The sequence below is a fragment of the Klebsiella sp. HN106 genome, from assembly GCF_051209435.1.
Lineage (GTDB): Bacteria > Pseudomonadota > Gammaproteobacteria > Enterobacterales > Enterobacteriaceae > Klebsiella > Klebsiella oxytoca.
This window is the reverse complement of record NZ_JBLURD010000001.1, coordinates 1184068-1197909: the sequence shown is the minus strand read 5'-3', so window position 1 is coordinate 1197909 and position 13842 is coordinate 1184068. Positions and strand designations below refer to the sequence as shown.

The following is a 13842-nucleotide window of genomic DNA, read 5'->3' as shown; positions in this document are numbered from 1 at the left end:
TTGTTTCCCCTGTTTGTCCCGTGACCGACCCGCCGGATTACTCCATCATCTTCTCAATCGGCAGAACCAGAATGGAGCTGGCGCCCAGCGCTTTCAGTTTTTCCATGGTTTCCCAGAACAGGGTTTCGCTGCTGACCATGTGCATGGCGACGCGCTGCTTGTCCCCCGCCAGCGGCAGGATGGTCGGACGCTCGGCGCCGGGCAGCAGGGCGACAACCTCTTCCAGGCGCTCGGTGGGCGCGTGCATCATGATGTATTTCGATTCGCGGGCCTGAATCACCCCCTGAATACGGGTCAGCAGGCGGTCGATCAGCTGCTGTTTGCTATCCGCCATCTCACCGTCGCGCTGGATCAGGCAGGCTTTGGAGCGGAACATGACTTCCACTTCGCGCAGGCCGTTCGCTTCGAGAGTCGCGCCGGTAGAGACCAGGTCGCAAATCGCGTCGGCCAGGCCAGCGCGCGGGGCCACTTCAACCGAGCCGTTCAGCAGGCAGGATTTAAAGGAGATGCCTTTCTGGTCAAGGTAGCGCTTCAGCAGGTGCGGGTAAGAGGTCGCGATGCGTTTGCCGTCCAGTGCCGCAGGGCCGTCCCAGGGTTCATCCGCCGGGGTCGCCAGCGACAGGCGGCAGCCGCCGAAGTCGAGGCGGCGCAGGGTAAAGTAGCGCGGATCTTCGCCCTGGGCGCGGCGGCTCAGCAGCTCTTCTTCCAGCACGTTTTCACCGATAATCCCCAAATCGACCACGCCGTCCATGATAAGGCCAGGAATATCGTCATCACGCACGCGCAGAATATCGATCGGCATATTTTCCGCCATCGCGATCAGGCGCTGGGTGTGCAGATTCACTTTGATGCCGCAGCGGCTGAGTAATTCGCGTGAATCTTCGCTTAAACGCCCTGATTTCTGAATAGCTATGCGTAAACGACTATTGTCTAACATTGTTATTTTCCTCTGTAACCCTGTCTGAATCTGTCCGAATGCGGTCCAAAAAAAAGCCCCCGGAAGTGAATCTTCCGGGGGCTCTCTTTGCGTTCATGCACCACTGGAAGAACCAAATGTCTTCCAGCACACATCGCCTGAAAGACTAGTCAGGATGATGGTGATGATGGTGGTTTTTAAATTGAACGCTGTTCATAAAATTCTCTGTGAATGACTATGCATTTGATGCCTTTTAACCTAAACCACTTCACTCGCATAAAGCAAGGGCTTTTTTCTATCATTAATTCATTTCATATTGACCGAAGAAATTGTCAGTTGCCGCCGGCTGGCGTAGCCTTAAGTCAGCACAGCGAAAATTCAGGAGCAAGGGGATGAAGAAGGTCGCAATTGTAGGATTAGGATGGCTGGGTATGCCGCTTGCGCTGTCGTTGATGTCGCGGGGATGGCAGGTCACCGGCAGTAAGACCACCCAGGATGGCGTAGAGGCGGCGCGGATGTGCGGTATCGACAGCTACCCGCTGCGTCTGGAGCCGCAGCTGGTCTGCGACGCTGAGGACCTGGATGCATTAATGAACGTCGACGCGCTGGTGATTACCCTGCCGGCGCGCCGGACCGGGCCGGGAGACGACTTCTATCGTCAGGCGGTACAGGAAATCGTTGATACCGCGCTCGCGCATCACGTGCCGCGCATCCTGTTTACCAGCTCGACTTCCGTCTACGGCAACGCCAGCGGCACGCTGAAAGAGAGCTCGCCCCGTAATCCGCAAACCGCCAGCGGACAAGTGCTGAAAGAGCTGGAGGACTGGCTGCACAATCTTCCTGGCACCTCGGTGGACATTCTGCGCCTTTCCGGGCTGGTGGGGCCGTCTCGTCACCCGGGGCGCTTCTTTGCCGGAAAATCCGCACCGGACGGCCAGCACGGCGTGAACCTGGTGCATCTCCAGGATGCGATCGCCGCGATCGAGCTGTTATTGCAGTCCCCGAAAGGCGGACGCATCTATAATATATGTGCGCCTAAGCATCCCGCGCGCGGCGTCTTTTATCCGCTGATGGCCCGGGAGCTTGGGCTTCCCGTTCCCGTCTTCTCTGATAACCCGGAAAACGGTAGCGGCAAGATCGTGGATGGCAGCCGTATTTGCAACGAACTGGGGTTTGAATACCAATACCCCGACCCGCTGGTGATGCCGATGGAGTGATCCGCCAGCGGTGAATCGCGTACCGTAAGGGGGTAGCGATGAAACCACTGCTGGATGTGCTCGTCATTCTTGATGCCCTCGACAAAGAGGGCAGTTTTGCCGCCGCCTCGGCAAAGCTCTATAAAACACCCTCCGCGCTGAGCTATACCATTCATAAGCTGGAAAGCGACCTCAATATTCAACTACTCGATCGCAGCGGCCACCGGGCGCGCTTTACCCGTACCGGTCAGATGCTGCTGGAAAAAGGGCGCGACGTGCTGCATACCGCCCGCGAGCTGGAAAAGCAGGCTGTCAGGCTGCATCAGGGCTGGGAAGACAGGCTGGTGCTGAACGTTGATAGCGGTTTCCCGTTTCACCTGTTGGCGCCGCTGATAACGGCGTTTTATCGCCAGCATCACGCCACCCGTCTGGAATTTCGCCGCGATACCCTCGCAGCAGGCTGGCAGACCCTGGCGGAAGGGCGGGCGGATCTGCTGCTCGGGGTTCAGAGCGACCCGCCGGCGCTAAGCGGCTACGGTTGTCTGCTTCTCGGTGAACTGACGCAGGTATTTGTCGTTTCGCCCCAGCATCCGCTGGCGCAAATTACCGAACCGCTGAGCTGGCGCACTTTGCGCCGTTATCGCGCGATTGCCAACTACGGCTTGTTGCCGCAGGCAGAAAATCAGGACAGCCTGACGGTATTCGATCTTTCCGGCCAGCTGACGCTGCTTTGCGCCGGGCTGGGATGGGGCTATTTGCCGCTATTTCAGGTGCAGCCTTTATTAGCGCGCGGCGAGCTGCGAATAATTCAAACCAGGATGGTTGCGCCGGTAAATCGCGCGTGGATTGGCTGGCATGAAGAGGGCGGTGGTCTGGCGGGCGAGTGGTGGCGAGCAGAGATATTAGCAAATAGTGCTATCCATCAGGTCTATAATACTAAAATCGTATGAATATTAATCTGTTAGAGATTAGCCGTAATTATTAAGCCTTGCAACATCTTGTCATCGTGCCAGTAGTTGTTGCAAAATACGCGTCCTGAAAATCAGAAACTGGCCGACGCTTTTTTAAAGTGTCGGTTATTTTTTTGGTTGAAAGACACATCATTCAATACCAAGAGGCCGGGCTTCGTACCGGATAGATATTTACTAAAAACCGACAGTGGTTGTCGCTGAGGAATACAAAGAAATGGGGCAATTTTTTGCTTACGCGCTGGCGTTCACCGTAAAAGGGGATAACTATGTCGCATAACGCTACTCCAAAAACCTCTCGCGTGGAATTACGTAAAACGCTTACGTTGATTCCGGTTGTAATGATGGGCCTTGCCTATATGCAGCCAATGACGCTGTTCGATACGTTTGGTATCGTCTCTGGATTGACTGATGGTCACGTTGCGACGGCTTACGCCTTCGCGCTGATCGCCATTCTCTTCACGGCGCTGAGCTACGGTAAACTGGTTCGCCGTTTTCCGTCGGCGGGTTCCGCTTATACCTACGCACAGAAATCCATTAGCCCGGCCGTTGGCTTTATGGTTGGCTGGTCATCGCTGCTGGACTATCTGTTCATGCCGATGATCAACATTCTGCTGGCAAAAATTTACTTTGAAGCGCTGGTGCCTTCCATTCCGTCGTGGATCTTCGTTGTCGCGCTGGTGGCCTTTATGACCATCTCCAACCTGCGCAGCATTAAGACCGTGGCGAACTTCAACACCCTGATCGTTATCCTGCAGATGGGTATCGTAGCGGTGATTGTTGGCCTGATTATCTACGGCGTTATGCACGGCGAAGGCGCGGGCACGCTGACCAGCACCCGTCCGTTCTGGTCTGAAGGCGCGCACGTGGTGCCGATGATTACCGGTGCGACCATTCTCTGCTTCTCGTTTCTCGGCTTCGACGGTATCTCTTCGCTGTCTGAAGAAACCAAAGACGCAGAGCGCGTGATCCCGAAGGCTATCTTCCTGACGGCGCTGATTGGCGGCCTGATCTTTATCGGGGCTTCCTACTTCCTGCAGCTGTACTTCCCGGATATCTCGCGCTTTAAGGATCCGGACGCATCGCAGCCTGAAATCATGCTGTACGTTGCGGGCAAAACCTTCCAGTGGGGCGTGCTGATTTTCTCCAGCGTCACCGTACTGGCGTCCGGCATGGCCGCGCATGCGGGCGTTTCCCGTCTGATGTACGTGATGGGCCGCGACGGCGTGTTCCCGACGCGTTTCTTTGGTTACGTGCATCCGAAATGGCGGACTCCGGCGTGGAACGTACTGCTGGTTGGCGCGATTGCGCTGCTGGCGATTAAATTCGACCTCGTGACGGCAACGGCGCTGATTAACTTCGGTGCGCTGGTGGCGTTCACCTTCGTTAACCTGTCGGTGATCTCACAGTTCTGGATCCGTGAAAAACGCAACAAGACGCTGAAAGACCACTTCAACTATCTGGTTCTGCCGGTGTGCGGCGCGCTGACCGTCGGCGCGCTGTGGATCAACCTGGAAGAGAGCTCCATGGTTCTCGGCCTGATCTGGGGCGGTATTGGTCTGGTCTACCTGGCCTGCGTGACCAAAAGCTTCCGCAACCCGGTACCGCAGTACGAAGACGTTGCCTGATCGCGTTTGGTGATGAGAAAGCCGGAGGGAAACCTCCGGCTTTTTTGTTTCTGGCGGATATCGATTTTCCCGGCTCGCGCTACGCTTAGCCGGGCTACAGATTCACCGCTGCCCACGGTCTGGTAGCCCGGGTAAGGCGTGTACGCCGCAATCCGGGATTCCCGGGCACGAGTTCGTGTGGTTTTGCGGGGCGGTAGCCCGGATAGATGCGCAGCATCGCCTCCGGGAGATTCAGCAGAAATGTGGGCGATTTACTTCTCCTGCTGCATCACCTTAAGCAGCGTATCCAGCAGGCCGGGAAAGCGCGCGTCTAAATCTTCCCGGCGCAGCGAAATCAAATTCTCCCGCCCCTGAGGCCGCTGCCAGATCACCCCGCTGTCGCGCAAGACGCGCCAGTGGTGAGTCATGGTCGACTTCGCCACATCTTCATGACGCAGGGCGTTACAGCTCTGCTCGCTGCCGTCGGCAAGGATCCGGATAATCTCAAGCCGCAGCGGGTTACCGAGGGCGAAAAGCACATTTTCGAGGCGAATTTGTTCACGTTCGGGGTGATTGGCGATCATAATATTCCTGTGTCGGCGGCGGCGCAGATCCGCGAGCAGCAGCCGTTATCGGCGGCTGGCCGGTAATATACCCAAACTCTTTTTCTAAAGCCACGCGCGTCGTCGCAGCCATACCAATCGTAACGATAGCAAAAATAGTTCGAATATACTCGTACAGTTGTACTATGATGAAAGCCGTTAAATGAACGGCGGCTCATTCCGGCCGCTGACTGACAGTCAAAATGACTAAGGACGCATCATGCCCCGACCCATCCCCCTCGAACGTTATCGCAACATCGGTATCTCCGCGCATATCGATGCCGGCAAAACCACCACCACCGAGCGCATCCTGTTTTACACCGGGATGAGCCACAAGCTGGGGGAAGTACACGATGGCGCGGCAACTACCGACTGGATGGCGCAGGAGCAGGAGCGTGGGATCACCATTACGTCCGCGGCGGTGAGCTGCTTCTGGCCCGGCATGGACCGCAGCTTTGAGCCACACCGGATTAATATCATCGATACCCCTGGGCACGTGGATTTCACCATTGAAGTCGAGCGCTCTATGCGCGTACTGGACGGTGCGGTCATGGTTTACGACTCCGTGGGCGGCGTGCAGCCGCAGTCGGAAACCGTCTGGCGCCAGGCGAACAAATACCACGTCCCGCGGCTGGCCTTCGTCAACAAGATGGACCGACCCGGCGCGGATTTTTTCCGCGTGGTGCAGATGATGACCGATCGCCTGAAGGCGAACCCGGTACCGATTGTGATCCCGGTGGGCGCCGAAGAGCACTTCACCGGCGTGGTGGATCTCATCAAAATGCGCGCCATTTTGTGGGATGACGCCACCCAGGGAATGACCTTCAGCTATGCGCCGGTGCCCGACGAACTGCTGGAAACCGCCCGGTTGTGGCGGGAAAAAATGGTTTCGGCGGCGGCGGAAGCCAGCGACGAACTGATGGATAACTATCTCGAAACCGGCGAGTTGAGCGAGGCGGAAATCGTCGCCGGACTGCGTCAGCGCACGGTGAAGGGGGAAATCCAGGCAGTGCTGTGCGGCAGCGCGTTTAAAAACAAAGGCGTGCAGCGGATGCTTGATGCGGTGGTTGAGCTGATGCCGTCGCCGCTGGATATTCCGGCGATTCAGGGCGTGGATGAGAAAGGGCAGCCCGCTGAACGTCACCCGAGCGACGACGAACCGTTCTCGGCGCTGGCATTTAAACTGATGACCGACCCCTACGTCGGCCAATTGACCTTTATTCGCGTCTATTCCGGGACGCTGAAAAAAGGCGATGCGGTGTGGAATCCGGTGAAAGGCAAGAAAGAGCGCATTGGCCGCATCGTGCTGATGCAGGCCAACGATCGCCATGAAGTGGACGAACTGCACGCCGGAGATATTGCCGCCTGCGTCGGCCTGAAGGATGTCACCACCGGCGACACGCTGTGCGACCCTGATGCGGTGATTACCCTTGAACGGATGGAGTTCCCGGAGCCGGTGATTTCGCTGGCGATTGAACCGAAAACCAAAGCCGATCAGGAGAAAATGGGTATCGCCCTGCAGCGGTTGGCGGCGGAAGATCCGTCGTTTCGTCTGCATACTGACGAGGAGTCCGGCCAGACGATCATTTCCGGGATGGGCGAACTGCATCTGGAGATTATCGTTGACCGCATGAAGCGCGAGTTTGGCGTCGAGGCGAACATCGGGCGTCCGCAGGTGACCTATCGCGAGACGATCCGCAAAACGGTCAAAGAGGTGGAAGGCAAGTTTGTTCGCCAGTCCGGCGGTAAAGGGCAGTACGGTCACGTGGTGCTGACCCTTGAACCACTGGCGCCGGGAAGCGGTTTCGTGTTTGAGGACGCGACCAAAGGCGGCGTGGTGCCGCGCGAGTATATCCCTTCAGTCGAAAAAGGGCTGCGCGAAGCGATGGGCACCGGCGTGCTGGCGGGATATCCGGTGGTGGATATTAAGGCGATCCTGACGTTTGGTTCGTATCACGACGTCGACTCCTCGGAGATGGCTTTCCGGATGGCGGCAATATTCGGCTTCAAGGAAGGGGCGCGCAGGGCCGACCCGGTTATTCTTGAACCGGTGATGCACGTGGAAGTGGAGACCCCGGAAGAGTACGCCGGCAATATTATGGGCGATCTCTCTTCCCGGCGCGGGATGGTGCAGGGAATGGAGGAGCGGTTCGGCAGCCAGATTATTCGCGCCGACGTGCCGCTGGCCGAGATGTTTGGCTATTCCACCACGCTGCGTTCAATGTCCCAGGGCCGGGCGACCTACAGCATGGAATTCCACCACTACGCGGAAGCCCCGCGCAACGTGGCTGAGGCGATTATCGCCAGCCGCGCCAAAGGCTAAACTACGTTCCCGGGTGCGACGCGAGGCGTCTTACCCGGGATACGAGTCCTGCCACCGTTGGTAGCCCGGGTAAGGCGTTAGCCGCAACCCGGGAATTTCTTCCAGTCAAACAATATCCTGCGCGTACTGCCACAGCGCCTTCAGCTGCGCCAGCTTCTCTTTATCATCCGCATATTGCTGATACAGCATCTGTAGCTCATCGGCGTAGGCCTGCAAAAACTCTGGCGTAAACACCTGGCGACGGTGCTCCAACCAGCGCTGCTGCTCGGCTTCATCCAGCGTGCCCGGGTAATTGCGCGCGCGATAGTTGAACAGTAGACGCTCAATACGCTTGTCGGCAAAGGTAATGTCCAGCGCCGGCAGATTGCGCGGCTCCGTCTCGAGTATGATTTTCATCGCCGCGCGGTCGGCATCGCTGAAAAAGCCGTTATACAGCTGTGCATCGACGTTATCGGACGGCACAAACGGCTCCGCTTCGGCATAAATCGCCACCACTTTCTCGCGCACCTGTGGATTAGCCCGCAGCCGCTGGACGTTCTCCAGACAGCGCTGGATATTGATGCCCAATCGGTCAGCATCCTGCGGGCGCAGGGTATTTTGCTGCGCCAGCACCGGACACTTATTGAGGTGGACCAGCTTGATCGGCACCGCAGCCAGATCGCCCAACTCGCTTTTCGGCGTATACAGCCGTTCGCGCAGGGCATCGGCATCCAGATCCAGCAGAGGGGCGATATCACCGGCCAGGTCGACCATAATCACCGCGTTACGGTTATCCGGGTGCCACGCCAGCGGGGCGACCAGGCTGGTGTTGCCGCGCGCCGCGCCGAACATACCGGAAACATGCACCAGAGGCTTGATCTGCGGCACGTCAATCAGCGTCGCCAGCTTGCGCTTGTTGCGGTGGGCGTAAAGATAGTCGAACAGGCGCGGCTGCTGAGTCTTCACCAGCTTTGCCATCGCGATAGTGGCGTAAACGTCGGCCATCGCGTCGTGGGCGTTGCTGTGTTCGATGCCGTTAGCGACGGTCAGATGCTCCAGCCGGAAGCTCGGTAAGCCCTCATCATTTTCCGGCCAGTTGATCCCCTCGGGGCGCAGCGCATAGCAGGCGCGCATCACGTCCAGTAGATCCCAGCGGGAGTTGTCATGCTGCCAGCTCCAGGCGTAAGGATCGTAAAAATTGCGATAGAAGATATTGCGCGTGACTTCATCATCGAAGCGCACGTTGTTGTAGCCGACGATGCAGGTTTTCGGCACCGTGAACAGATCGTGAACGCGGCGGGCAAACGCGGCTTCGTTGTCGCCTTTGGCATTGGCCTCCTGCGGCGTTATCCCGGTGACCATTACCGCCTGCGGCTGCGGCAGATAGTCGTCGGCGAGCCTGCAGTAGAACACTTCAGGTTCGCCGACGACATTCAGGTCTTCATCGGTACGGATGGCGGCAAACTGCGACGGCCGGTCGAGCGAAGGGCTGGTGCCGAAGGTCTCGTAATCGTGAAACAAAAATCCGGGCTGGTTGGCGCTATCTTGCATAATCTGTTCATTATCCCTGGTGGCGAGCAGCCATCATGGTAAACGATTTGCCGGGCCATCAGAAGGGTATCGGCCTTACCTGACACCGCCAGTGTCATATTTTCTTGCAATTAAACCCTGATATGAAACGAGAAGTTCCGTAAAAAGGACGGCGAATCTGTCAATTTAGAGGATATGCCGTTGAAAGGCCGTTTGTTTATTGCTGTATCTTTGCTCGCTGCGAGCGTTTCTTGCGCATTTGCCGCCAATGATTTTCCCGTCAACGTGACGCCGCCTTCCATTCAGGCCGGTTCCTGGGTGCTGATGGATTACACCACCGGCCAGGTCCTTACCGCCGGTAACGAGCATCAGCAGCGCAATCCCGCCAGCCTGACCAAACTGATGACCGGCTATGTGGTCGATCGCGCCATCGACAGCCACCGCATCACCTTTGACGACATCGTCACCGTCGGTAAAGACGCCTGGGCGCAGGGCAATCCGGTCTTTAAGGGATCTTCCCTGATGTTTCTTAAGCCCGGCGATCGGGTTAGCGTACGCGACTTGAGCCGCGGGCTCATCGTTGACTCCGGCAACGATGCCTGCGTGGCGCTGGCGGATTATGTTGCCGGCGGCCAGCCGCAGTTTGTCGCGCTGATGAACAGCTATGTGGACAAACTGCATTTACAGGATACCCATTTTGAAACCGTTCACGGCCTCGACGCGCCGGGGCAGCATAGCTCAGCCTACGATCTGGCGGTACTCTCGCGGGCGATTATTCACGGCGAGCCGGACGTTTATCATATGTACAGCCAGAAGAGTCTGACGTGGAACGGCATTACCCAGCAGAACCGCAATGGTCTGCTGTGGGATAAAACTATGAACGTTGATGGTCTGAAAACCGGCCATACCTCCGGCGCTGGCTTCAATCTGATTGCCTCCGCGGTGGACGGCCAGCGCCGGCTGATTGCGGTAGTCATGGGGGCCGACAGTCCGAAAGGGCGTGAACAGCAGGCGGCGAAGCTGCTGCACTGGGGCCAGCAAAACTTCGATACCGTCCAGGTCCTGCAGGACGGCAAGCAGGTCGGCGTTGAGCGTATCTGGTATGGCGATAAAGAGCAGATTAGGCTGGGGACCGATCAGGACTTCTGGTTAGCGCTGCCGAAATCGGAAGTCTCACGCATTAAGGCGAAATATGTGCTGGATAAAAAAGTGCTGGAAGCGCCGATTGCCGCCCACCAGCGGGTCGGTGAAATCTCGCTTTATGATGGCGATAAAGTCGTCGCCCACTGGCCGCTGGTGACGCTGGAAAGCGTCGGCAAGGGCGGCATGCTGTCGCGCTTTAGCGATTATCTGCATCAAAAACTGTAACTTCTCCGCCGCTCCGCCCGGAGCGGCATCTCGTAGCTGTTTGATTATTATGCTGCTTCGGTTGGCGCTTTGTTTAGTGTCCATCCCTTACCTTACCCGGTCACCATTCAGGAAATCCCCTGGCGCTTGTGCGCCCAAAATGGAGCTGGGAAGATGAAATACTTTGCGCGTAGTGCGCTTTCTCTGGGACTTTTCGCCGTTTTTAGCACCTCTGGTTTTGCCTCTGGCCTCGTTCTGGCCGATAACGAATTCCGCAATGATTTAACCTGGTTATCCGACCGCGGAACCCTCTCTTTAAGTTTGTCCACCTGGCCGTTGAGCGAAGAAGAGATTAATCGTGCGCTGGCCAATGCCCATCCGACAACATCCGCCGAGCGGGTGGTTCTGAGTCGGGTAAATCAGCGTTTAAGGGCGCTCAAAGCCGACGTGCGCGTTACCGGTTACAGTTCCACTGATAAGCCGGGAACTCCGCAGGGGTTTGCCCAGTCTTATCCTGCTGACCAGTCGCTTTCTCTCGCCCTGAACAACAGCGGTGAATGGTGGGATCTGCATCTACAGGGCAATGTTGAAGGCGACAAACGCATCGACAACGGCTCCAGCGTAAACGCCAACGGCGCATACGGCGCGGTAAAACTGTGGAACCAGTGGCTGGCGTTCGGGCAAATCCCGCAGTGGTGGGGACCGGGTTATGAAGGGAGTTTGATTCGCTCCGATGCCGCGCGTCCCATGACCGGTTTTCTGCTGCAGCGTGCAGAACAGCGGGCGCCGGAAACCTCATGGCTAAGCTGGATTGGCCCCTGGCAGTATCAACTTTCCGCCAGCCAGATGAACCAGTACGCCGCCGTACCGCATACCAAAATCTTCGGCGGTCGCCTGACGTTTTCGCCCATCTCCTCGCTGGAACTGGGCGCTTCGCGCGTTATGCAGTGGGGCGGCGAAGGGCGACCTTCATCATTCAGCAGCTTCTGGGACGGCCTGACCGGCAATGATAACACCGGTGAATCGGCCGACGATCCCGGCAATCAGCTGGCCGGTTTTGATTTCAAGCTGAAGCTGGCGCCAACCTTGGGCTGGCCGGTGAGCATTTACGGCCAGATGATCGGCGAGGATGAAGCCGGATACTTGCCCTCGGCGCACCTCTACCTTGGCGGCGTGGAAGGGCACCATCAGTGGAACAGCAATGCGGTTAATTGGTATCTGGAAGCCCACGATACCCGCTCGAATATGGGACGCACCAACTATATCTATAACCACTTTATCTATAAAGATGGCTACTATCAGCAGGGCTACCCGCTGGGCGATGCGATGGGCGGCGATGGACGCCTGTATGCCGGTAAGGTGGAGCTGGTCACCGAAGAAAATCAGCGCTGGAGCGCGCGCCTGGTCTACGCGGAAGTCAATCCGAAGAACCAACGAATCAATAAAGCCTTCCCGCACGCCGACACGCTGAAGGGCATACAGCTGGGCTGGAGCGGCGATGTCATGCCGACGGTTCGCCTGAATACCTCCATGTGGTACACCGATGCAAACCACAGCGCCAGCGACGATGTTGGGGCCAGCATCGGCATTGAACTGCCGTTCAGTTTATAACCCGCCGGGGGCGTTTTTTTAATCTTCTTGCCGCGCGGATTTGTGAATTGCCGCACATACTATGGGTGATTGTACTGTTAGATTACATGTATATACATACAGTATTTTATCAACAGTGGAGGCAACATGGACTATAACGTTAAATCCGTAGGCAAGAAGAAAATTGCCGGTTTTCATCTGGTCGGCCCCTGGGAACAGACGGTTAAACAGGGGTTTGAACAGCTGATGATGTGGGTCGACAACAGCCAGGTTCCTGCGCAGGAGTGGGTGGCCGTTTACTACGACAATCCAGACGAAGTCCCGGCGGAAAAGCTGCGCTGCGACACCGCCGTCACGGTGGCGGAAGACTATCAGATCCCTGAAGGAAGTGAAGGCGTGATGATGACCGAAATCGCCGGCGGCGAGTATGCCGTTGCCCGCGCCAGAGTCGAGAATTTCGATTTTGCGACTCCGTGGTATCAGTTCTTCGAAAGTCTGATGCAAAGCACAGAGCATCAGATGGCGATGAAGCCCTGTTTTGAAGTCTACCTTAACGATGGTAACCAGGACGGCTACTGGGACATTGATATGTATATCGCGGTTGAACCCGTAGTGAAGTGAACTTATCCCTTTAATTGACAAGGTTTCTTACATTCGCGTGATGCTTGCGGCGAAAAAGCAGTTACAATTGCCCTTTTCGTTGTGTCGGAGTCGGTTGTGCGCGCGGATAAATCACTTAAGCCATTTGAAATTCGGCTGTATCGCCATTACCGCATCGTCCATGGCGTGCGAATAGCATTGGCCTTTGTGCTCACCTTTGTGCTGGTGCGCCTGCTTAACGTGCCGGAAGGTACCTGGCCTCTCATCACCCTGGTGGTGGTGATGGGGCCTATCTCCTTCTGGGGAAACGTCGTCCCGCGCGCGTTTGAGCGTATCGGCGGCACGATCCTCGGCTCGGCGCTCGGGCTGGTGGCGCTCAAGCTGGAACTTATCTCTCTGCCCATTATGCTGCTGTGGTGCGCGGTGGCGATGTTCCTCTGCGGCTGGCTGGCGTTGGGTAAAAAGCCCTACCAGGCGCTGTTGATCGGCATCACGCTGGCGGTGGTGGTCGGCGCGCCGCCGGGCGATATGACGACCGCGCTATGGCGAAGCGGCGACGTTATCTTTGGCTCCCTGCTGGCTATGCTGTTTACCGGTATCTGGCCGCAGCGGGCTTTCCTGCACTGGCGCATCCAGATGGCCAGCTACGTCACCGCCTTCAACCGTCTGTATCAGGCGGGTTTCTCGCCGAACCTCGTCGAGCGTCCGCGTCTGGAAAAGCATATGCAGAAGGTGCTTAACGATGTGGTCAAAATGCGCGGATTAATTACGCCCGCCAGCAAAGAGACGCATATCCAGAAGGCCATCTTTGAAGCGATCCAGACTGTTAGCCGTAATCTGGTGTGCATGCTGGAGCTGCAAATCAACGCCTACTGGGCATCGCGTCCCGGCCATTTTGTTATGCTGAATGCCCATACGCTGCGCGAAACGCAGCAAATGACCCAGCAGACGTTGCTGACTATCGCCCATGCATTGTATGAGGGCAATCCGCAGCCGATTCTTGCTAACAATGAAAAGCTCAACGAAATTGTGGCCGAGCTGCGCCAGCTCATCAAAGAGCAGCAGGACGACAATTTCTCTGAAACGCCAATCCATGGTTATGTCTGGCTAACCATCGAACTGGCGCGGCAGCTTGAGCTGCTGTCGCATTTAATCTGCCGGGCGTTGCGTAAATAAAGACCAGA

The 13842-nt window shown here is 57.0% G+C and carries 13 protein-coding genes and 1 other annotated feature; of the genes, 9 read left to right on the top strand and 4 right to left on the bottom strand.

Annotated features, from left to right (window positions below):
* Positions 1-37: 37 nt before the first annotated feature.
* A complete protein-coding gene (hisG, locus tag ACSIPU_RS05670; protein ID WP_004113925.1) occupies positions 38-937 on the bottom strand; it encodes an ATP phosphoribosyltransferase in 900 nt (299 codons plus the stop codon).
* A gap of 47 nt (positions 938-984) precedes the next feature.
* Positions 985-1107 (bottom strand) — a sequence feature (His leader region).
* Positions 1083-1133: a his operon leader peptide gene (gene hisL / locus ACSIPU_RS05665; protein WP_009654477.1), complete on the bottom strand. Its 51-nt coding sequence runs from the start codon at positions 1131-1133 to the stop codon at positions 1083-1085. Its footprint overlaps the feature before it by 25 nt.
* A 175-nt stretch (positions 1134-1308) precedes the next feature.
* Here hisL and ACSIPU_RS05660 point away from each other — a divergent pair, with 175 nt between their 5' ends.
* From ACSIPU_RS05660 to ACSIPU_RS05645, 4 genes are all read left to right on the top strand, one after another.
* Entirely contained in the window at positions 1309-2133 is an 825-nt protein-coding gene (locus ACSIPU_RS05660; protein WP_004103637.1) for an SDR family oxidoreductase, read from the top strand.
* Between the two features lie 38 nt (positions 2134-2171).
* Positions 2172-3062 carry a LysR family transcriptional regulator gene (locus ACSIPU_RS05655; protein WP_047720884.1) on the top strand — a complete coding sequence of 297 codons (891 nt, stop codon included), beginning with the start codon at positions 2172-2174 and terminating at the stop codon, positions 3060-3062.
* Positions 3063-3297: 235 nt separating this feature from the next.
* A complete protein-coding gene (gene yoeI / locus ACSIPU_RS05650; RefSeq protein WP_096335043.1) occupies positions 3298-3360 on the top strand; it encodes a membrane protein YoeI in 63 nt (20 codons plus the stop codon).
* Positions 3350-4708 carry an APC family permease gene (locus ACSIPU_RS05645; RefSeq protein WP_004103635.1) on the top strand — a complete coding sequence of 453 codons (1359 nt, stop codon included), beginning with the start codon at positions 3350-3352 and terminating at the stop codon, positions 4706-4708. Before yoeI ends, ACSIPU_RS05645 begins: the two co-directional genes overlap by 11 nt.
* A gap of 251 nt (positions 4709-4959) precedes the next feature.
* On the opposite strand, the gene ACSIPU_RS05640 is transcribed toward ACSIPU_RS05645, so the two are convergent.
* Positions 4960-5271, bottom strand: a complete 312-nt coding sequence (locus tag ACSIPU_RS05640; RefSeq protein WP_004103633.1) for an ArsR/SmtB family transcription factor — start codon at positions 5269-5271, stop codon at positions 4960-4962.
* Positions 5272-5509: 238 nt separating this feature from the next.
* Between ACSIPU_RS05640 and fusA the strand changes: the two genes are divergently transcribed.
* Positions 5510-7612: an elongation factor G gene (gene fusA / locus ACSIPU_RS05635; protein ID WP_004103632.1), complete on the top strand. Its 2103-nt coding sequence runs from the start codon at positions 5510-5512 to the stop codon at positions 7610-7612.
* Positions 7613-7717: 105 nt separating this feature from the next.
* Here the strand turns inward: fusA and sbcB are convergent, their stop codons facing one another.
* Positions 7718-9142, bottom strand: coding sequence for an exodeoxyribonuclease I (gene sbcB / locus ACSIPU_RS05630; protein ID WP_064370726.1), 1425 nt, complete (start codon positions 9140-9142; stop codon positions 7718-7720).
* A 180-nt stretch (positions 9143-9322) separates the two neighbouring features.
* On the opposite strand from sbcB, the gene dacD reads away from it, so the two are divergent.
* The 4 genes from dacD to ACSIPU_RS05610 all read left to right on the top strand — a co-directional run bounded on the left by dacD (position 9323) and on the right by ACSIPU_RS05610 (position 13834).
* On the top strand, positions 9323-10489 hold the full coding sequence (gene dacD, locus ACSIPU_RS05625) for a serine-type D-Ala-D-Ala carboxypeptidase DacD (RefSeq protein WP_032745156.1): 1167 nt from the start codon (positions 9323-9325) through the stop codon (positions 10487-10489).
* 153 nt (positions 10490-10642) lie between these two features.
* Complete coding sequence (locus tag ACSIPU_RS05620; RefSeq protein WP_049094900.1) at positions 10643-12079, top strand: capsule assembly Wzi family protein; 1437 nt, start codon at positions 10643-10645, stop codon at positions 12077-12079.
* Between the two features lie 126 nt (positions 12080-12205).
* Entirely contained in the window at positions 12206-12679 is a 474-nt protein-coding gene (gene sbmC, locus ACSIPU_RS05615; RefSeq protein ID WP_023321266.1) for a DNA gyrase inhibitor SbmC, read from the top strand.
* Positions 12680-12775: 96 nt separating this feature from the next.
* A complete protein-coding gene (locus tag ACSIPU_RS05610) occupies positions 12776-13834 on the top strand; it encodes an FUSC family protein (RefSeq protein WP_004103626.1) in 1059 nt (352 codons plus the stop codon).
* Positions 13835-13842: the final 8 nt, after the last annotated feature.

Coding starts and splice junctions, on each gene's coding strand:
- sbmC (WP_023321266.1), top strand. CDS start 12,206: ATGGACTATAACGTTAAATCCGTAGGCAAGAAGAAAATTGCCGGTTTT.
- ACSIPU_RS05640 (WP_004103633.1), bottom strand. CDS start 5,271: ATGATCGCCAATCACCCCGAACGTGAACAAATTCGCCTCGAAAATGTG.
- fusA (WP_004103632.1), top strand. CDS start 5,510: ATGCCCCGACCCATCCCCCTCGAACGTTATCGCAACATCGGTATCTCC.
- ACSIPU_RS05645 (WP_004103635.1), top strand. CDS start 3,350: ATGTCGCATAACGCTACTCCAAAAACCTCTCGCGTGGAATTACGTAAA.
- sbcB (WP_064370726.1), bottom strand. CDS start 9,142: ATGCAAGATAGCGCCAACCAGCCCGGATTTTTGTTTCACGATTACGAG.
- ACSIPU_RS05660 (WP_004103637.1), top strand. CDS start 1,309: ATGAAGAAGGTCGCAATTGTAGGATTAGGATGGCTGGGTATGCCGCTT.
- hisG (WP_004113925.1), bottom strand. CDS start 937: ATGTTAGACAATAGTCGTTTACGCATAGCTATTCAGAAATCAGGGCGT.
- ACSIPU_RS05655 (WP_047720884.1), top strand. CDS start 2,172: ATGAAACCACTGCTGGATGTGCTCGTCATTCTTGATGCCCTCGACAAA.
- ACSIPU_RS05620 (WP_049094900.1), top strand. CDS start 10,643: ATGAAATACTTTGCGCGTAGTGCGCTTTCTCTGGGACTTTTCGCCGTT.